The 16732-nt window shown below is 48.1% G+C and carries 19 protein-coding genes and 2 tRNA genes; 8 read left to right on the top strand and 13 right to left on the bottom strand.

Translation table 11 applies throughout. From position 1 onward, the window contains the following. Positions 1-17: 17 nt before the first annotated feature. Both SVXnc_RS02925 and SVXnc_RS02920 read right to left on the bottom strand, forming a co-directional pair. Positions 18-563 (bottom strand): DsrE/DsrF/DrsH-like family protein, encoded by a 546-nt coding sequence (locus SVXnc_RS02925; RefSeq protein ID WP_347721439.1) that lies wholly within the window; start codon positions 561-563, stop codon positions 18-20. Beyond that, positions 560-796 carry a sulfurtransferase TusA family protein gene (locus SVXnc_RS02920; protein WP_347721438.1) on the bottom strand — a complete coding sequence of 79 codons (237 nt, stop codon included), beginning with the start codon at positions 794-796 and terminating at the stop codon, positions 560-562. Before SVXnc_RS02920 ends, SVXnc_RS02925 begins: the two co-directional genes overlap by 4 nt. A gap of 153 nt (positions 797-949) precedes the next feature. Between SVXnc_RS02920 and SVXnc_RS02915 the strand changes: the two genes are divergently transcribed. Beyond that, positions 950-2116 (top strand): MBL fold metallo-hydrolase, encoded by a 1167-nt coding sequence (locus SVXnc_RS02915; RefSeq protein ID WP_347721437.1) that lies wholly within the window; start codon positions 950-952, stop codon positions 2114-2116. A gap of 28 nt (positions 2117-2144) precedes the next feature. On the opposite strand, the gene SVXnc_RS02910 is transcribed toward SVXnc_RS02915, so the two are convergent. Both SVXnc_RS02910 and SVXnc_RS02905 read right to left on the bottom strand, forming a co-directional pair. Then, a complete protein-coding gene (locus SVXnc_RS02910; protein ID WP_347721436.1) occupies positions 2145-2519 on the bottom strand; it encodes a cupin domain-containing protein in 375 nt (124 codons plus the stop codon). A gap of 2 nt (positions 2520-2521) precedes the next feature. Beyond that, on the bottom strand, positions 2522-3568 hold the full coding sequence (locus tag SVXnc_RS02905; RefSeq protein WP_347721435.1) for a zinc-dependent alcohol dehydrogenase family protein: 1047 nt from the start codon (positions 3566-3568) through the stop codon (positions 2522-2524). Between the two features lie 143 nt (positions 3569-3711). Between SVXnc_RS02905 and SVXnc_RS02900 the strand changes: the two genes are divergently transcribed. Beyond that, the gene (locus SVXnc_RS02900; protein ID WP_347721434.1) at positions 3712-4509 is read left to right on the top strand and encodes a hypothetical protein; all 798 of its coding nucleotides are present in this window, start codon (positions 3712-3714) and stop codon (positions 4507-4509) included. Positions 4510-4586: 77 nt separating this feature from the next. On the opposite strand, the gene SVXnc_RS02895 is transcribed toward SVXnc_RS02900, so the two are convergent. Together SVXnc_RS02895 and SVXnc_RS02890 are read right to left on the bottom strand one after the other, a co-directional pair. Next, positions 4587-4658 (bottom strand) — tRNA-Thr (locus tag SVXnc_RS02895). Positions 4659-4725: 67 nt separating this feature from the next. After that, a complete protein-coding gene (locus tag SVXnc_RS02890; RefSeq protein WP_347721433.1) occupies positions 4726-4887 on the bottom strand; it encodes a 50S ribosomal protein L40e in 162 nt (53 codons plus the stop codon). Between the two features lie 65 nt (positions 4888-4952). On the opposite strand from SVXnc_RS02890, the gene SVXnc_RS02885 reads away from it, so the two are divergent. From SVXnc_RS02885 to SVXnc_RS02875, 3 genes are read left to right on the top strand one after another with little or no spacing between them, the layout of a single operon-like run. Beyond that, a complete protein-coding gene (locus SVXnc_RS02885; protein WP_347721432.1) occupies positions 4953-5510 on the top strand; it encodes a phosphatase PAP2 family protein in 558 nt (185 codons plus the stop codon). Between the two features lie 10 nt (positions 5511-5520). Beyond that, a complete protein-coding gene (locus SVXnc_RS02880) occupies positions 5521-6198 on the top strand; it encodes an ABC transporter ATP-binding protein (RefSeq protein ID WP_347721431.1) in 678 nt (225 codons plus the stop codon). A gap of 8 nt (positions 6199-6206) precedes the next feature. After that, positions 6207-7358 (top strand): hypothetical protein, encoded by a 1152-nt coding sequence (locus tag SVXnc_RS02875; RefSeq protein WP_347721430.1) that lies wholly within the window; start codon positions 6207-6209, stop codon positions 7356-7358. 2 nt (positions 7359-7360) lie between these two features. Here the strand turns inward: SVXnc_RS02875 and SVXnc_RS02870 are convergent. Then, positions 7361-7435, bottom strand: a tRNA-Asp gene (locus tag SVXnc_RS02870). Positions 7436-7545: 110 nt separating this feature from the next. Between SVXnc_RS02870 and SVXnc_RS02865 the strand changes: the two genes are divergently transcribed. Next, positions 7546-8718 (top strand): NAD(P)/FAD-dependent oxidoreductase, encoded by a 1173-nt coding sequence (locus SVXnc_RS02865; protein WP_347721429.1) that lies wholly within the window; start codon positions 7546-7548, stop codon positions 8716-8718. A 1-nt stretch (position 8719) separates the two neighbouring features. Here SVXnc_RS02865 and SVXnc_RS02860 read toward each other — a convergent pair whose 3' ends face one another. Further along, positions 8720-9655 carry a hypothetical protein gene (locus SVXnc_RS02860; protein ID WP_347721428.1) on the bottom strand — a complete coding sequence of 312 codons (936 nt, stop codon included), beginning with the start codon at positions 9653-9655 and terminating at the stop codon, positions 8720-8722. Positions 9656-9794: 139 nt separating this feature from the next. Here SVXnc_RS02860 and SVXnc_RS02855 point away from each other — a divergent pair, with 139 nt between their 5' ends. Beyond that, positions 9795-10439: a DUF2268 domain-containing putative Zn-dependent protease gene (locus tag SVXnc_RS02855; RefSeq protein ID WP_347721427.1), complete on the top strand. Its 645-nt coding sequence runs from the start codon at positions 9795-9797 to the stop codon at positions 10437-10439. A gap of 129 nt (positions 10440-10568) precedes the next feature. Here the strand turns inward: SVXnc_RS02855 and SVXnc_RS02850 are convergent, their stop codons facing one another. From SVXnc_RS02850 to SVXnc_RS02830, 5 genes are all read right to left on the bottom strand, one after another. Next, positions 10569-11660: a hypothetical protein gene (locus SVXnc_RS02850; RefSeq protein ID WP_347721426.1), complete on the bottom strand. Its 1092-nt coding sequence runs from the start codon at positions 11658-11660 to the stop codon at positions 10569-10571. Positions 11661-11701: 41 nt separating this feature from the next. Further along, positions 11702-12694: a diphthamide biosynthesis enzyme Dph2 gene (gene dph2 / locus SVXnc_RS02845; protein ID WP_347721425.1), complete on the bottom strand. Its 993-nt coding sequence runs from the start codon at positions 12692-12694 to the stop codon at positions 11702-11704. A gap of 25 nt (positions 12695-12719) precedes the next feature. Next, on the bottom strand, positions 12720-14222 hold the full coding sequence (locus SVXnc_RS02840; RefSeq protein WP_347721424.1) for a PEP/pyruvate-binding domain-containing protein: 1503 nt from the start codon (positions 14220-14222) through the stop codon (positions 12720-12722). 105 nt (positions 14223-14327) lie between these two features. Beyond that, positions 14328-14855 (bottom strand): 50S ribosomal protein L16, encoded by a 528-nt coding sequence (locus tag SVXnc_RS02835; RefSeq protein WP_347721423.1) that lies wholly within the window; start codon positions 14853-14855, stop codon positions 14328-14330. 51 nt (positions 14856-14906) lie between these two features. After that, positions 14907-15365 (bottom strand): hypothetical protein, encoded by a 459-nt coding sequence (locus SVXnc_RS02830; protein ID WP_347721422.1) that lies wholly within the window; start codon positions 15363-15365, stop codon positions 14907-14909. A gap of 104 nt (positions 15366-15469) precedes the next feature. Between SVXnc_RS02830 and SVXnc_RS02825 the strand changes: the two genes are divergently transcribed. Next, complete coding sequence (locus SVXnc_RS02825) at positions 15470-16732, top strand: Gfo/Idh/MocA family oxidoreductase (protein WP_347721421.1); 1263 nt, start codon at positions 15470-15472, stop codon at positions 16730-16732.

Raw genomic sequence — 16732 nt, 5'->3', positions numbered from 1 at the left:
CTTGTCACCGAAGAGTTTTAGAGCATTAGCTGGACGTCGGCCTCGCCCATAAAGTTCAGCGCGGTTGCCGCACCTACGCCGGATTTCACCCCATCAATTAGTTCGTCGTCGGTATAATCCATTAGCTCCATTGTCATCTGGCAGGCGAGCAGTTCGACATCCATGTCCAGTGCGGTATCGATAAGCTCTCTGACAGAAGGCGTGCCGTTTTCACTCATTCTGTGTTCCATCATCTTCGTTACTGCTTTATCTCCGAATGGAAGCGCTGCGATAGAGTTAGGCATTGGCATACTCGGGTTCCCGACCGCACTCATCTCTAGATTATCTGATTTTTCCTCGTGAAGAACATCCAGCCCCCAGAATGTGTAAAATACCTGTACGTCCCATCCGAACGAGGCTGCGGTGGTCGCAAGGATCAGCGGAGGGTATGCCATATCAAGAGTTCCTTTCGTGGCTATGATGGATAGCTTTTTCCTCTCTTCATCGTCCTCGGACTGTTTGGCTTCAAGCTCCTCGATTCTCTGCTCTAGTTTCTCTATTTTGTCCATCTGCGGTTCACTCATTTTTTCTCAATGTAGAACTTGTAGACTCCGTCTTCGGTTTTCATCTCAAGTAGTTTGACATCGCTTGAGCCACCGACCCATCCCTGGAAATCGTTTTCACTTCCTGAATCTGTTGAAAGGGTCTCAAGCACCTGACCGGACTCAAGATCGTTGATTGCCTGCCGGGTTTTAACTATAGGCATTGGACAGCTCTTGCCTTTGACATCCACTGTTTTTGTAATATCGTAACTCATTTTTCTGAAACCTTTATCTTGTATCTAAACTACAATACTTTAAAACCTTCACGAACTCAAAACGGATTTTGAAGAACTTTAACCGGATAGAATTGTTCAAACAATACAAGATAATCGTCTGGTATAAAAGTATTTAGGGATAAAGCCTCCGATATGAAATCCGAACTTCCGGATACAGACCAAGACGTTGAATCTGTAAAACCAACGCAGCTTAAGCGGAGAATTGACAGTGGGGACAAAACTGCGATCCTCGATGTCAGAAACCAAAACGATTTCGAACAGTGGAGGTTAGAGGGAGAAAATTTGGAAGCGGTCAACATACCGTACTTTGAGTTCCTTGACGGCGAGATCGAGGAACTGGTGGAAAAAGTACCTGAAAACCCCGTGGTTCTGTGTGCGAAAGGAGAGTCAAGTGAGTACATCGCAGCCCTACTAAAGCAAAACGGGATCGACGCAAAACACCTCGAAGACGGGATGTATGGCTGGGCAGGTATATACGAAAAACACCGGATAAACGAAGAACCTTTGATATTCCAGTATCAGCGTCCTTCAAGCGGATGCCTAGGCTACATGGTAATAAGTGAGGGTCAAGCAGCGGTTATCGATCCGCTTAGAGCATTCACGGAACGTTATAGCCAGGACGCAGAAAAACATGGCGCACAGATCAAATACGTTCTGGACACCCATGTACACGCAGATCACATCTCAGGTCTCAGAGAACTCGCTGAAAACACGGACGCAGAACCAGTAATGTCGGAAAAAGCCGTAGAACGAGGAGTAACTTACAGCAACAAACTAGAAACCGTCCAGGACGGAGACAGATTGGCCATTGGAGAAACAGAGATCGAGGTAATCGAGACACCCGGCCACACAACCGGCATGGTTTCCTACAAAGTAGATAAAGTGGTCTTTACCGGGGACGGACTGTTTACGGAATCAGTTGCCCGACCTGATCTTGAAGAAGGCGAGGCCGGAGCCGAGAAAGCAGCGAAACTTCTCTACAGCAGCCTCCACGATAAAATCCTCGGATTAGAAGATCAGACGGTTGTAGCGCCAGCGCATTTCAGTGCCGCAGCTGAGGTCGGAGAGAACAACGCGTACATCCGAGAACTCGGAGATCTCAAGCATTCAATGGAGGCCCTTGAGATGGAAAAACAAGAGTTCGTCCGGTTTGTCGTCTCGGATATGCCGCCTAGACCTGCGAACTACGAGGAGATAATCGAGACCAATCTGGGTGTAAAACAACAGAGCGATGAACAAGCATTCGAACTTGAGCTGGGGCCTAACAACTGTGCGGCAAGCAAAGACTCGATGACCTGAAAAAAGAAGTAAGAAGAAAAGGAGGGGTTTAAGGAGCTTCCTGGATCTCCAGCTCCCCATCCTTGGATTCCGCGAGGAAATGGATATGGCTGAAATTTTCCTCGGCCTCATCCGTGTTTCCGTGCCAGTGTTCCTCTCCTTCCGGGAAAATCACGAGGTCGCCCTCAGAAACCTCCTGCTCTTCATCACGTGTCGCTACAATCCCTACGCCTTCCGTGATATACAGAATTTGGACTCCGGCATGAGTGTGGAACTTTGTGCGCTCCCCTGGCCGGAAAGTTACTTCTGCGGCATCAACTCCGGTGTTCTCGAACTCATCGGAGACCGGTTCGGAGATCAGCGGTGTTCCTACCTGAACAGGATGTTCCAGTTCCTGTTTCTCGGATGTGCTTGCTACCTTCATCTTTACTCTCCTACCTTTACCATTACCTTGATTGCTTCACGGTTGTCCATTGCCTCGTAACCTTCCGGTACGCCCTCAAGATCAACGGTCTTGTTCAGGATTGGTGAAGGATCAAGTGTTCCCTGTAGAACGTCTTCCATCAGCTCTTCAAGGTACTCTCTGACCGGTGCCGGTCCGCCTTCGAAGCTGACGTTTTTGAAAAACATCTGGTTGACGAAGCTTGGGTCCTCGACGTGAGGGACTCCTACGTATCCGATGTTTCCGCCGGGCCGGACGATCTGAGCTGCTGTCTCAAGTGCGGATTCGTTTCCAACGCATTCAAGCACGTGGTTTGCTCCGCCGTTTGTAAGCTCCATAACTTCCTTGATTGCTTTTTCGCCTCGGCTGGAGACTACATCGGTCGCTCCCATTTCTTTCGCGACTTCCAGTCGGTCTTCGTGGTGTCCGACTGCGATGATCTGTTCTGCGCCAAGCCGCTTGGATGCTGCTACCGCACAGAGACCTACTGCTCCGTCACCGATAACTACCGCAGTATCACCTGCGCTTACATCAGCACATACTGCTGCGTGGTGACCGGTTCCCATTACATCGGTCAAAGGCAAGAGCTTTTTCAGAACTTCTTCGTTGTCCTTGTACCGTTCAGGGACTTTGACTAGGGTTCCGTCTGCGTGAGGAACTCTGAGTTTTTCTGCCTGCGCTCCTCCTAGCTCGCCGTTCGGACTGTAAAACTGCATTTCCTTACATGCCGTGTGAATTCCTTTCCGGCAGAACTCGCATTCTCCGCAACTGGTGGAAAACGGTGAGATAACCCGGTCTCCTTCCTCCAGAGAAACCACATCATCGCCTACTTCCTCTACGATACCCATAGGCTCGTGTCCGGTTGGTAACCCTTCCTCCGGGTTCTCGTATCCTCGGTAATGCCAGAGATCGGAACCGCAGATACAGGTATGTGTGATCCGGATGATTACGTCCTCAGGGTTTTCAATTTCAGGGTCTTCGACTTCTTCGACTCTTATATCGCCTTCGCCGTAGTGAACTGCTGATTTCATTATATGATACAACTGTCCGACAACCGTCTTAAAATCGACTACTGGGTTTTACTAAACAGATCTCGATGATCGCAGCTTTCTTTGTATACGTTTATGCGTGTTTAAGGCATGTTTAAAACTGTTGTCGGCAAGGAGATGAGTTCATGGAAGGCTTTGAAATCGAAGAATTTGAGAATTTACGTAAGGTAGTTGAGACAATTGAAGGGATGGTGGAGGAAGGTTATTTACAGGCACCTACCTTAGATGAAATCGCAGAGGAGCTAGGAGTATCAGATACAACGGTCTCTAAATGGTCGGGTGGAAGCTACAATCATGCCGTCAGGACAGCGGGTCTGATCCCCAACAAAAACCTTAACGCAGGTGATTACATGGCAGTCTACAGCGAGCTGGATGAGGCTGGCGGTAAAATCACGAAAAAGGCTTTCGAGCAGAACGCGCCGATTGGAAGCCTATCCAAGCACAGAAACAAAGACCTTACGCACAACCAGGCAAGAGAAAAACTCGGTTTAGAACCTAACCAAGGATTCGAACACTACGTCGGAGGAAAATTCTACGGAGACGACGGGGAAAACCTCGAGGACAGGATCAGAGGTCTGGAACATGATTTCCTAGAACTTGAAAGCAGGCCGCCTTCAAACGACGAGCTTTACAACAAAATAAGTTTCCGGGAAAGAAGCCGGCTTCCGGAACTAAGAGCGCGTACAGGAGTACACGCCGAACCCGTGACTATACAAGGACGTGGACGGATGGCAGGTGAAAGAGAAGACGAAGTATTCGATTTCTGGGTCAGAGAGTACCTGGAAGAAGACTGGAGCCAGTACAGTGATGCGGATGTAGATACCGTGATGAAGCTGAGAATGGCGAGAGAAGATATTTCTGAGAGCGAACTAAGCGCCGTCGCAGCACATTACGGCAAATGGCTGGATCTAGATCAGTACTAGGTAAGGCAGAAACTAGTCAAAAATAAGTTTCCAGACAGAGAGTGGTAGCTACGCCCATAAAAACGTATTGGGTGTGAAGCCCCATCCGAGATTTGAACCCGGGATCTCGTCCTTACCAAGGACGCGCTCTACCGCTGAGCCAATGGGGCTTAATAAGTGGATAAAGCTTGGACTGTGCGTGTTTCCAAGTTAGTTGTGGTGGATAGAGTGTTTCATCTATCCTGCGAACTGGTCGTTCTTCTTTCGGAGGTCGTCGTATCCACATTTTCTACATGAAGTCTTTTCCGGGTTCTTCGTCCGGTTTCTTGCGTTACATTTTCTACAGATGTAGATGTCTCCGAAAAGCCTTGCTTCGGCTTCTTCAAATCTCTGTGCCATTTTTTATCTCACCTGTAAACGGAGACGGGCTGTAGTTTTAAATGGGTTTCAACTATAGCGGTGTTATGGAGCTAGGACAGACTGGTTACAGGTTCGTCCAGTCGTTTGCGGGCAACGAGTTCTTGGACCAGATAATGGTTTTTTCCGCCGAGTATCTTCTGGTTTTAGTGCCTTTAGCCGGACTCTACCTCTGGTTTAATGAGGAAAACGGTTTCGAGAAAGCCTCGTTTATGGGCGCTACCGTCTGTTTGAGCATCGGCTTAACATACGTTTTCGGGCTGCTTTACTACCATCAGCCACCTCAGTACCAGGGCTTTGAGACGATTTTAACCAAGGACTTGGAGAATGCGTTCCCAAGTCAGCATGCTGCTGGAACTTTCGCAGCGATCTGGCCAGCCCTTTACCTGGGTAAACAGAGAGTTGCCAGCGTACTTACGGCAGGAGCTGTTCTGACCGGTATCGGAAGGGTTTATACTGGACTTCACTTCCCAATAGACATACTGGGAGGCGTACTTGTCTCGCTTACAGCGTTCGCGGCAGTGCATCTTCTGGAGGATTATCTAACTCTTTCGATTGAATGGCTTCAGACAGTGACTGAAAGATTTAACTTGGATCGCCGGTAATTAATGGCTGATGTCTAAGCTGGAAGCAAAAAACGTCTCGAAAAGCTTCGGGAAAATAGAGGCGTTAAAACAGGCGGGAATTAAAGCTGAAGAATCCGAGATAATAGGTATCTTGGGGCCGAACGGCGCCGGAAAATCAACTTTAATGAAGATACTAACAGGCCGGATTGAAAGAGATTCAGGGGAGGTTCAAGCGCTGGGAATCGATCCTGGTGAAAAACCTTTGGAGCTGAAAAAACGGATAGGTGTCTTACCGGAGCGAGAGGATCCTCCGAGCTTTCTGACGGGAACTGAGTACATGGAGATGATCTCGGAGGTAAGAGACACTGGTATCGATCAAGATGAATGGGTCGAACGCCTGAATCTTGAAGGTAAGATGGGTTCTCTGACCCGTGATCTTTCTAAAGGTGAAAGACAGAAGCTGATGGTTGTACAGGCGTTTTTCCATGAACCAGAACTGGTTTTCGTCGATGAACCGCTGATTAATCTGGATCCGCTCGTCCAGGAACGGGTAAAAGAGCTTTTCAAGGACTACAGGGAAGACGGCGGCACCATTGTTCTTTCCACTCACGTTATTTCTCTTGCCGAAGAACTCTGTGATCGCATAATATTTTTGAAGGATGGAGAGGTAATCGATGTGGTTGAGGAGATGGAAAATCTCAAAGAGAGGTTTCTTGAAGAAGAATGATACGTAGAATGGTAAAAGAAGAGTGGAGAACCCATTCCACTCTTTACAGAGGGGCTTCATTTGCTACGTTTCCTCTTGTAGTGGCGGCTTTCAGCCTGGCGTTCAGCTGGCTGACCTTAACCTACTCAAGTCTAGGACCCGATGCTCTTGGCACAGCTATCACAGCTCTCGGAGGCTTTCTGGGTTTAATGGTTGGCTCGATCGGTTTCTCCAGTAAGGACGCTATGGAAAACGTGTTAGGGCCTATGAACCTTCTGATATACTCTTCTCGTACGCTTCCGATCTCCGAGCGAAGACTGGTCTTTGACTTCTTGGTGAAGGATGTAATATACTATACAGGCTTGTTCCTTGTTCCGATAGCTGTAGGGCCGTTAGTATTTGCGGGGACAGCTTTGCTTGCCGATGTAGCTACGATGTTCGGACTGTTTTCCGCAGGTTTGCTTTTGAGTCTGGTTGTTTCCAGAACCACGGTGACGCTGCCGTCTACAAGTCTTCTCAGTTACAGAAGGCTTTCTTTTCTTAGTCCACTTTCGAAAAAATCGGTTCTGGATCTTTCCCGCAGCTCGGGAGGTCTCATCAAGATACTGTTTTCAGCGGGTCTGCTTACAGGTTTTTACTGGTTTGCCGTTTTGAACTTCCCGGCTACCAGAGGTCTGCTGTCGAACCCGTTGCTTTCCTTCAGCGTTGTAATCGGCACAATCAACCTGAGTATCTACAACTGGATCAACAGGTACGATACAATAGACGAATACAGTTACCTGCCGGTAGAGGAAAACAGTCTATTAGACGCTAAAAAAGAGGCTTACCTGTTTATAGCGGTGCCGCTGACATTATTCGTTGTGCTGGCATCTTACGTTCTGTATCCGCAGAACTTGGCGGTTTCGATCATCTCGGCGGTTACAACAACGGTCTTTACTCTGGCCGTCGCAGCTGGTTTGACAGGACTGGAGCCTAACGAGAAACTGTTTAACTCCTGGATCTTCCTGAAGTTCACCCTGGTAAACTCCTTGGTGGTAGTTCCCTTACTTATCTTTACGATTATCTACCGGCCAGAAATGTTGTGGATCTACACGGGTCTATGCGGAGCTGTTGCGTTGGCTTCGTCGGTAAGTCTCGTGTTCAGAAATCAGAAAACTGGTTGGAAAGTAGTTGAAACGTAGAGCGCGGAGCCCGGGATTTGAACCCGGGTCATCACCGTGACAGGGTGATATGATGGGCCGGACTACACCAGCTCCGCTCTGTAATACTACACATGGCCTAAATTCTTTTAAACACTTACTAGTAGAGGGGTTGTGTCTGATTCTCAGAGGGCTTTGATTAAAAACACTCTGTGCCAACAGCTTTCCTATGAGCGAATCCAAATACATTATAATCGGGGATGGAGCAGCCGGAGCGACGGCGGCGGAAAACATACGGGACAGAGACGATGAGGCGGAGATACATGTCTTCACCGATGAGACCGAGCCACTGTACAACCGTATCATGTTGAAGACTTACATGAAAGGCTCTCTGCCCAAACAGTACACCAGGCTCCACGATGAAAACTGGTATGAAAAACGCGACATCGAGTTACATCTCGATACCAGAGTCGAAAACATTGACACTGAAAACAAACAGATCGAGGCCGATGGAACCTACGGCTACGATAAATGTCTGGTAGCAACCGGCGGCTCTCCGCGGAAGCTTCCGCAGGACGAAGGCTACGATAACCTGAAGTACATGTGGACAATGGAAAACGCCGAGACAGTTAAAGAGTCGGCTGAGGATGCGGAGAAAGCAGCTGTGATCGGCGGCGGCTTGCTAGGAATCGATCTAGCGGTAGCGTATGCGGAAAACGACTGTGAAACCCATTATCTGATTAGAGGTGAAAACTGGTGGTCCCGCGGACTGGATGAGGAAGGCGCGGAGATCATCCACCGGAAACTAGAAGAACTGGGCGTAAACGTAGTCACTAACTCGGCTCTAGAAAGTTTTGAGACCGAGGGCGATGAGATAACAGCTGTCGTCGATGAGAACGGCGAAAGATACGAGGTCGATGCTGTAGCAGCCGCTATCGGTCAGAAACCGAACTCCGGGATTATCGACGTCGAGAAAAACGAATCCGGTATGATCGAGACCGATGAAGAGCTGAGAACGTCGGAAAAAGACGTTTATGCGGCCGGGAACATGGTAGAGTACGTTTCACCGGTTTTCCAGCGCAAAATTGTGAACGGAGCATGGGATCACTCGGAGGCGATGGGAGAGTTCGCAGGTAGGAAAATGACAGGGGAAAAAGGAGAATTCGAGTTTGTAAACACTTACGGCGTAGGTCATTTCAACGTTCAGTTCCTTTCCATCGGCGCAACTTTCGGACAGTCCGTCTCAAAGAAGTATTCGGAAGATGAGTACCGAAGACTTTTCTTCGAAGACGACCGACTGGTCGGCGCGGTGATGATCGGCAAGACTGACGGCCAAGAAGAGTTAAGGAAGTTGATTAAGGAAGGCTCGCCTGTTGAAAATAAAGAAGAGTTGTTTGAATAGGTCAGCATATATCGTGTCCTGACCGGTTCCATCTCTTGAACTCATAGTCCGAGTTTTCGTTTTCCTCTCCAAGTTCTCTCTGTGGGTATTCCCCGGCATCAACCATGAGGAGTTCATAGCCGTCCTCTTCAAGCTCTATGGCCTGGTTGTCGGTGTCAGTCCATCTGTACTCTTCGACACCTTCTGATTTGAAATAACCGTTTTCTATCAGGAACTCTATGCCTGTCAGCCAGTCTTCTCTACTGTCTTCTGGGAGCTTACGATCGTAATCTGCGTCTTTCACCCATTTTTCCTGTAGGTCCTCTCTTAGTCCGCTGTAAATTTCCTTCCCGCGTTTTTCGCCGTGTTTCTGAGTTAAAGCTTCTTTGGCATCGCTCGTCAAAACCATCTCCGAGTTATAGTCTACTTCAAGAACGGGGACAACTTGGCCGTCTAGTTCTAAAGCCGCTCTTTCTGCTGTTTCAGAGGCGAAATCATATCCGATTGCCTGTGCGTTCTGTATGTTAAGATGCCATCTTTCGACGTGTTCAATATCGCTTTTGCCGTTAGCTTTCTTTGGGTATAGATATGCCTTGTCTCTGTCTCTATCTAGAATTAAACCTTTGCTTTCTCCCTCGCTTGGAATATCAAGCAGTTTTGTGGTACTGTGTTCCGTCTCCGCTCCGAAAAGCGTCCATCCCCAATCCGGCTGATTCCTGTTTGTAATCTTCTTTTTTCCCACAGACCTGACTGACTCCCACATTTCTCCGAGCATCTCATCGTCCTCTGTGTTTAACGCTCTAGCAAATGCTTGTGCGTCCTCCTTGCTTTCCTCCAGCAGCAGATTGAAAATCTCTCCTTTTTCTTCATCCTCTAACTCCGAACTGTAAAAATCTGCGTTTTTCCGGTCTCCGAAAATAGTCTTCCGTTTCTTTGGAGTTACATTCCCAGCTACCATATGTTACTTTATGGTAGCTACAATATAAGTTTTTTGGATGAGGCCAGTAGTTCAGAATTTAAAACAAAAACATTTCTCCTGTCAAAGTGTTTATTATTTTAAGGTAGCAGTAGTTCAAGTATAGTTAGAGGTCGCCAGAATGTCGCACCAAATCAAACCCTCAACAGAAGAATTAGAAGAAGCGAAAGAGATAGTAGATGTAGCTCTATCTGAAGCAGAAGAAAAACTGCCGATGGAACAAGAAGTAATCGTAGAACTCGGCTGGACAGAAAGCGACTTCACAATCGAAGAAATGGATGGTTCAAGTGGGTTTGCTAAATACCCGAATGTTATTGACTTGAGCTTCAATAATTCAGCAGATAAGTGGAAGGAATCATTGAGAGCTCAAGCTTTCCACGAATACGCCCATACTTGGGACTATGAGAAACGAGGTCAGCAGTGGGATACAAGATGGGAATACATACTTGGAGAAGCACTTACACAGCACTTCGCTGAACAGAATGCCGAGTATGAATCTCCGTGGAGAACCAAAATCGGTCGTGAAGACATAGCCGAACACTGGTCAAAAATCAGAGATGAAGAACTTGACCAAGAATTCTCAACAGATCAATACGATCCTATCTTCATCAACAAAGGAGACGGCGAATACCCTAACTGGCTCGGCTACACATTATCATACCAGATAGGGGAACAGCTACTCCAAGACCACAGCCTTGAAGACTTCCCAGAACTCGAAAAAGAAGATGTAGTCGAAGCAGGGAACGAAATTTACAGTGAGACTTGAGTTTTCAGCCACTTAGTAGTTCTGAGGCTGTGACTTCTGGTAGGAATATTATTGCATCGAAGTTTTCTGATAGTTTCAGCAGAAACTTCGTTAGGATTTGAAGTTGTTTTTTCAACTAAAACCTGTTTTTCAAAGGATAAATTTTTCCGGGAGTTCGTCTCTCCAGTTTCGCGGTAGTTCTTCGGGTAGGACTTGTTTCCAGTTTTTATCGGCGTTTTCTACCTGTTTTGTCAGTTCATCTGCCTGTTTTTCTATTTCATGGTGTGATTCGCGGTCTCCAGGAGGAACTACCTGCTGGACGAAAAGCGCTCTGTCGTTTCTCAAAGCAGTTTCATCTGTTGTGTGTATACCGCCTTCTGGGTCGATGTGTACCATGTTTCTGCCGAATCTTTTGCTGTAGGCGCCGAAAAGTTCTTCTGCTTCCCGTTCATGCCGGAAGTTCAACCCTAATGCGTTGGCAGTTCCTATATGTTTTCCTGCGAGTTCTTGCTCTTCCTGTGAGTATCCTCCATCCTTGAAGTCATCGGTCAGATACTCTGTCAGGTAAGGGACTGTCTCATCGGCCACATGTTTGGAGACTGTTTTACCATCTGCCTGTAGAATCTTCATGTCTTCTCTTATGAGCGGGCTGAAATCCAGAGAGGATTCTTCTAACTGGTCGTGGATTCCGTCTTCTCTGTAGAATGCTGTCAGGAGATCGATCTCATCTATCGTATCTTCCGGCAGCCCTTCTATGCTGTCAAGGTAATCGTCTTCGAAGGACATAGCATAACGCAGCGAGAAACGAATATGTTCAGAGTTGCCGTTGGTGCTTTCATGTTTGTGAGGCTGGTGCTGTAGCTCCATGAATGCCGGAGGTTTTACACGTGTCGCAGGGTCGAAATCAGTCCTTGGTACGGCTTCAAACTGGTAGCGGTGACCGTCTTCCAGAGTTAAATTGAAGAATATTTCCATATTCCTGACGTTTTCCTTGTAAGCTACTGAGAGATCCTTTATTTCTTCCACAGTTTGCTTTTTACCGGAATCGTAGGCGCCATTTCCTGTAGTTACTGTTCTTTCCTCCATAGGAGTTTCTATGATCTTTTCTAGAGGTTCATAAATTATCTTGTAGGCCTCTATAGCATCACAGTTTTCTCTATAGGCAAATCTCTCATTCAAGTCGGCATCTATTACCTTTCCGCTTGCCTGGGCGCCGTGGAATCTTCTTACTCCGAGACTCACACAGCTTGTTTGTTACCGAAAGATAATAAATTTACTGGTGTTTACTGTGTGCTTTCTTCCTCTGCCTTATCCAGCATCTCCAGTGCCTTCGGTGAAACATAAGCCATATCCTGCCAGTCCTTTGTCATACGCGGACAGGCGCAGTTAACGAAGATATCGATTCCAAAGCCTTTATAGTCCGGCTCGAAGATTCTATCCTCTACGAACACGTAGACGTCCTTGCCGTGTTTTTCCAGCTTCTCCTTCGCGATCTCCACGGCACGCATGTAGTTCTGACCTTTCTTACTCGAGGTAACGATACCCCATTTTTGCTTGTCCTTGTGTTTCAGAACGCGTGCGTACTCGGCTCGCATCTCATCGTCAAGTGAGTTAGCTGGCTCAACCCAGATATGTTTCTCGTAAGGATCGACAACGTAGACGTCTTTTCCGGCCTCCGATACCTGTGAAGGATGGAAATGTCCGGAACCTAGGAATACGAACGCATCTACCTTGTGGGAGATGTTGTGTGCTGCTCCGGCATCACATCCAAGCACCTGGCCTGGCTCTGTTGTACGTAGACCTGTCTTTCCCTCGACGACCTCGTATCCTTTCGACTCGAGGAACTCTCTGGCAGGTTCAGCTCGATCCATGTACTGTGTGACGCCGATAAGACCGACTGTATCGGCTTCGATCTCCTCGTAATGTTCTCTCAGAACACCCATCAGGTCACGGTCTTCCCGGTAAGGAAGGTAGTATACGTTCATATCGTCCATGTCGGCTCTTTCCGGGTGAAGGAAACGGGTGTGGCCTACGTGGACAAGTGCTTCAGCGCCCATGGTCTCGGCTTTATCGTCTGCGATACCGCAGGCTCCGAAAGTGGATGCTCCGATGATAACAGGCTCGATTCCGTGTTCTCTCATCTCGTCGGCGAAATCAATTATCTGGGGCTTGATGCCGTCAGGGCCCTGGAGAGCAACCTTTTCGTATTCCTGCTGTTTTAGTTCTTCAAGGACTTCATCGAACTCCTCGTAGTTAAATTTTTCTCGTTCAGTCATGAAAGGAAATGGCTAGAGAAGTTTTTTATTCCAGCTCTTTCCTGGCATGATCCAACAGCAGCTTCTTTTCCTCCCGCAAAACCTGGCTTCTAACTGTCTCAGGGCTGTTCGAGGCTATGGCATCGAAGCCTTTACGTACCGCCTGGCCGATCAAACCAGTCTCCGAAGGGTTTACAATCAGTATCTTGAAATCGGCTTCAACAAGCCCTAGTGCTTTTTCCGCCGCCTGGGAGCTAATGTTTCTCGCATCCAACACTAGCTGATCGCCCTCGTATGTAAGCAGCTGCTCGCAGCTTGAAACATAGGATTCCGGGTCAATAGCCCGGCCCCTGACATTTCGGGATGTAACTGCGTACTTGCCATCGAAAGGCGGTGAAAGCGAGAGACCGCCTTCAGCGTTCAGCGGAACTGACTCTGTGCCAGTGACCTGTAAAACTGATTTCTCCTGTCCGGCGGTTTCTCTTCGAGAATGATCTTGGGACGTAGAGCTTTGCTTTTTCTGTCTTTCCATACTCTGGTACTCTTTGTTCTCCTCTTCGATCTCCCCTTTGAAGCTGAATACTGCGCGTTTACCTGCTCGACGGGCTTTTTCCGCATCGGTCGAGGTGTATCCTCCTTTCTCCGATATCAGCGAGCGCTCGTACTCTTCCGGCGGCACGGTATCTTCTGTTTTTCGGAAACCGCGGTTCTGAACTTTCTGTTTGGTAACAGTTATTCCGTCCAGGTCGGCTGGAGCTGAGCCATCGGATTTTTCGAACAAATCGGTGACGTAAAACGTTCCGCGTTTGTAGACGAACTTCCCGCTGTATCCTTCCGCCCGCAGCCGGTTTACAAAGCTGACAAGCTCGGATTCTGAGAAGATGAAATGGTTCCGGTCAGTCTTCCTTCTTTTGATCTCGCCAGTCATCAGGTTCAGTGAGTCTTCGAGCTGGGAGTCCGGGATTCTACGATCCTCAACTGAATCATTGACGAGGTAAAACTCGGGTACGGTAACCCCTTCTTCGATCGAGGTTCCCAGCCCCTTTACGGCCTCGACCAGGGCGTGGTCTTCAGTATAGTTTAGTATTACAGCTCCGCTTGCCTCCGGTTCGATCATTCTCTGTACAATAACCGCGGGCATCTCGCTGTTTTCCTCGAAGTAAGAGGCCAGAACCTCTTTTACCGCGTCCCCGAGATCGGATTCTCCGACGTTTAGTTTGTACTCGCTGACCGAGTCATCGGAGATTCTCACCGAGACACGGCTTCCGCTTCTCTGCCCGCCAACAAGATTTCTGGCCGGTCCGGAAGCGTTTCTCACCGCCGAACTCATATCAACCTCCTTGTATGCTTCTCTTAACTGATTCGAAAAATCACTGGAAAACTGTTTGTTAAGAACTTCACGTGAGTTAGCGCTGTCCCCTACCAGTTGCTGGATTTCCTGTTTAGTTATTACGAAAAAGTTAGGTATATTCAGGTCGTCAGCCGAATCAAGTCTTACCGCCTTCTCCCCGCATTTTTCTCTACTAGTTTCTCCTTTCCAGACTACCATACAGACTAGTTGGAGCCGGCCGGGTTAAAATCTTGCGCTGGAGCAAATTGGAGAGAAAGACTTGTTGAGTAAATGAATAAGTGAAATGAGGAGGTTCGAGAAGGTTTACTTCTCGAGTTTGACTCTTGTTGGAACCGGCATCTTGTGGGATGCTCGTTCAAGAGCTTTCTTCGCTTCCGGTAGATCGCCTTCATCGACTTCTACCTTGAAAACAATCTGTCCTTCATCGACGATTGCTGCTCGTCCGATAGGACGTCCGAAAGGCTTACGCATACCTTCATAGTAACGGTCTGCCTGTGCGATACCTGCTAGCGGGTGGTATCTTAGTACGTGGTGTGGGTATGGCTTGATCCTTAGAATGTAATCCTCTTCAGGGTCAAGTACCTTTGAGAGGTGGGAGTTCGCTGCGATTCTCCCGGATTCAAGTGCCTCGCTTCTTACCGTACAGTCTTCGTCCAGTGTTAGAATTACCGCTGAATCGAACTCGTGGTCGCCTTTCTTGGCTCCCTGTACGTACTGAGTTACTCGTGGAGCTGGCGCTCCTTTGATGTAGTTATCGTTTTTCTTCTGGCTCTGCCGTGTGTATGGCTGGCCAGGATGTTCTCTGTAGATGCTTGCAGGTCTATCTCCCATTTTAATCGCCTATATGCGTACTCTCCGAGTTAAAATTTATAAAGAGGTTGTCTATTGTTCCATCTCTTCCCTGAGAACGCCGGCATACATAGTGTTCTCAAAGTTTTCCAGTATGTGGTCTCTGGCGTTGGCAGCTATACGGGACTTTCCTTGTTTCTCCGATCTTCTATGTGCGGAAACTGCGGCATCGTAAAGATCCATCTGTTTCTCAGCCTCCGATCTCTCTTCCGCGAACTCTAGGGCATAACCGGTCTCTTTAGCCTTCTCCTGTAGTAAAGATTCTAACTTGCGGTCTCTGGTTAGATCAGGTTCGTAGTTCTCTCGACCTGCCAGCATCCGATCTATGGCATACCGGAAAATATGGCTCTTCGTATACGTGGAGTTGTCTTCAGAAGTCTCTGCGACACCTTCTATTATTTCGAGAGCCTTGATATCCTGGTCGTCCGACATACGGACTGAGACGATTTCATCTACCGCCTCATCGCCAGAAGGTCCTGCGCTGTCCGACATATATTACCTGGGCGTAGCAAAAACTTAAATCTGTTTGCCTGGGTTCCGGAGAGTTACGTAGTTGCTGCGAAAGATTATAATGTAGCTGAAACATGATTTAAACTGTGAAACAGGTAAATGTCTTCCAGATCGGTCTCGGGAACTTCGGCCGTCACGGCTTCGAGAAGTTCATAGAGATGCACAACCACCTGAACCGTGCGGACATGGAGTTCCACGGACTGGCCGAACGGGACTTTGAGAAGAGACAGGCGGCCGAGAAGTTCGCAGCCAGAAACAACGTCGAGATAGATACTTTCAAGTCTGTCGATGAACTCTACAGAGCGGCCTCGAATGTAGAGGGCGAGGTCCTAATCTACGATGCCGGGCCTACGGCCACTCACGCAAACCATATCTACCGGTCGATGAACCATGGATTCTACCATGTAGCGGAGAAACCACCGAGCATGACCCGCGACGAGCATATTAAGGAACGTAAACTGGCGGCAGGCGACGATGTGGTCTGGAAGGCAGATTTCATCGAGAGAGAAAGCCCTGTGGTAAAACAGGCTTTAAAGGAACTACAGGATGTCGATATTGAATCAATCAAGGTATTCCGTCAGAGTTCAATGGGTGTACAGAAAATCCTGGATCCGATCGAACGCTCGGGTGTACTCGGCGGCGATATACTCGATAAAATGACTCATGAGATATTTGTACTGGACTTTTTACAGGCCGCTGGGTATGAAAAGGAACTTGAGCTGGTGGATGCGGAATCGGAGTACTTTATGCCGGCCGGGAATGTTTCCGATCAGTTAATGCGGCCGGAAGGCGGTAAAACAGATAGTATCGAACAAAGTGCGCCGGGAAAGACCTGGGCGGCGTTCAAGGCAGGAAACGTCAACGTAGAGCTTAACTCAAGCTGGCTGGGCGCAGGGAAAAAAGCCCGCAAACAGGCTTCTCGACTGGATTTCGTCGATCATTCTCCGATCGTAACTGAAAGCAAGCTTGCCAACGATACCGCATTTCTCAATGAGGAAGCCCGGTTTTTCGTAACTGAGGGAGATAGAAAACTGTTCGGAGATATGCTTCACGGCCGACTCTTCGACCTGCAAACGGAAGAGGAGATCGAGGTACCGGAGCTGATGCACGACCAGCTTTACAGGGTTTTACGCAAATCAGTTCTCAGAGCTGCCGGAAGGGATGTAGGAATTGTCTCAGACAAGGATATTGATGTTTTCATGAATGCCGTATTCGACACGTTGGATCTTGTACGGGAGAATAGCTCCGGTTTCTATGAGGAACTGGAGGGTGCTAACCGGCGGGTTTCCCGGCTGGTGTATGAACCAAACGCTATTGAAGATTCGGAAGCTGAATCTGTAACAGGCTAA

The sequence above is a fragment of the Candidatus Nanohalococcus occultus genome, assembly GCF_029207735.1.
GTDB lineage: Archaea > Nanohalarchaeota > Nanosalinia > Nanosalinales > Nanosalinaceae > Nanohalococcus > Nanohalococcus occultus.
Note: the sequence above shows the minus strand (reverse complement) of the source record. Positions and strands in the feature narration are given on the sequence as shown.

Coding starts and splice junctions, on each gene's coding strand:
- SVXnc_RS02925 (WP_347721439.1), bottom strand. CDS start 563: ATGAGTGAACCGCAGATGGACAAAATAGAGAAACTAGAGCAGAGAATC.
- SVXnc_RS02920 (WP_347721438.1), bottom strand. CDS start 796: ATGAGTTACGATATTACAAAAACAGTGGATGTCAAAGGCAAGAGCTGT.
- SVXnc_RS02915 (WP_347721437.1), top strand. CDS start 950: ATGAAATCCGAACTTCCGGATACAGACCAAGACGTTGAATCTGTAAAA.
- SVXnc_RS02910 (WP_347721436.1), bottom strand. CDS start 2,519: ATGAAGGTAGCAAGCACATCCGAGAAACAGGAACTGGAACATCCTGTT.
- SVXnc_RS02905 (WP_347721435.1), bottom strand. CDS start 3,568: ATGAAATCAGCAGTTCACTACGGCGAAGGCGATATAAGAGTCGAAGAA.
- SVXnc_RS02900 (WP_347721434.1), top strand. CDS start 3,712: ATGGAAGGCTTTGAAATCGAAGAATTTGAGAATTTACGTAAGGTAGTT.
- SVXnc_RS02890 (WP_347721433.1), bottom strand. CDS start 4,887: ATGGCACAGAGATTTGAAGAAGCCGAAGCAAGGCTTTTCGGAGACATC.
- SVXnc_RS02885 (WP_347721432.1), top strand. CDS start 4,953: ATGGAGCTAGGACAGACTGGTTACAGGTTCGTCCAGTCGTTTGCGGGC.
- SVXnc_RS02880 (WP_347721431.1), top strand. CDS start 5,521: ATGTCTAAGCTGGAAGCAAAAAACGTCTCGAAAAGCTTCGGGAAAATA.
- SVXnc_RS02875 (WP_347721430.1), top strand. CDS start 6,207: ATGGTAAAAGAAGAGTGGAGAACCCATTCCACTCTTTACAGAGGGGCT.
- SVXnc_RS02865 (WP_347721429.1), top strand. CDS start 7,546: ATGAGCGAATCCAAATACATTATAATCGGGGATGGAGCAGCCGGAGCG.
- SVXnc_RS02860 (WP_347721428.1), bottom strand. CDS start 9,655: ATGGTAGCTGGGAATGTAACTCCAAAGAAACGGAAGACTATTTTCGGA.
- SVXnc_RS02855 (WP_347721427.1), top strand. CDS start 9,795: ATGTCGCACCAAATCAAACCCTCAACAGAAGAATTAGAAGAAGCGAAA.
- dph2 (WP_347721425.1), bottom strand. CDS start 12,694: ATGACTGAACGAGAAAAATTTAACTACGAGGAGTTCGATGAAGTCCTT.
- SVXnc_RS02840 (WP_347721424.1), bottom strand. CDS start 14,222: ATGGTAGTCTGGAAAGGAGAAACTAGTAGAGAAAAATGCGGGGAGAAG.
- SVXnc_RS02835 (WP_347721423.1), bottom strand. CDS start 14,855: ATGGGAGATAGACCTGCAAGCATCTACAGAGAACATCCTGGCCAGCCA.
- SVXnc_RS02830 (WP_347721422.1), bottom strand. CDS start 15,365: ATGTCGGACAGCGCAGGACCTTCTGGCGATGAGGCGGTAGATGAAATC.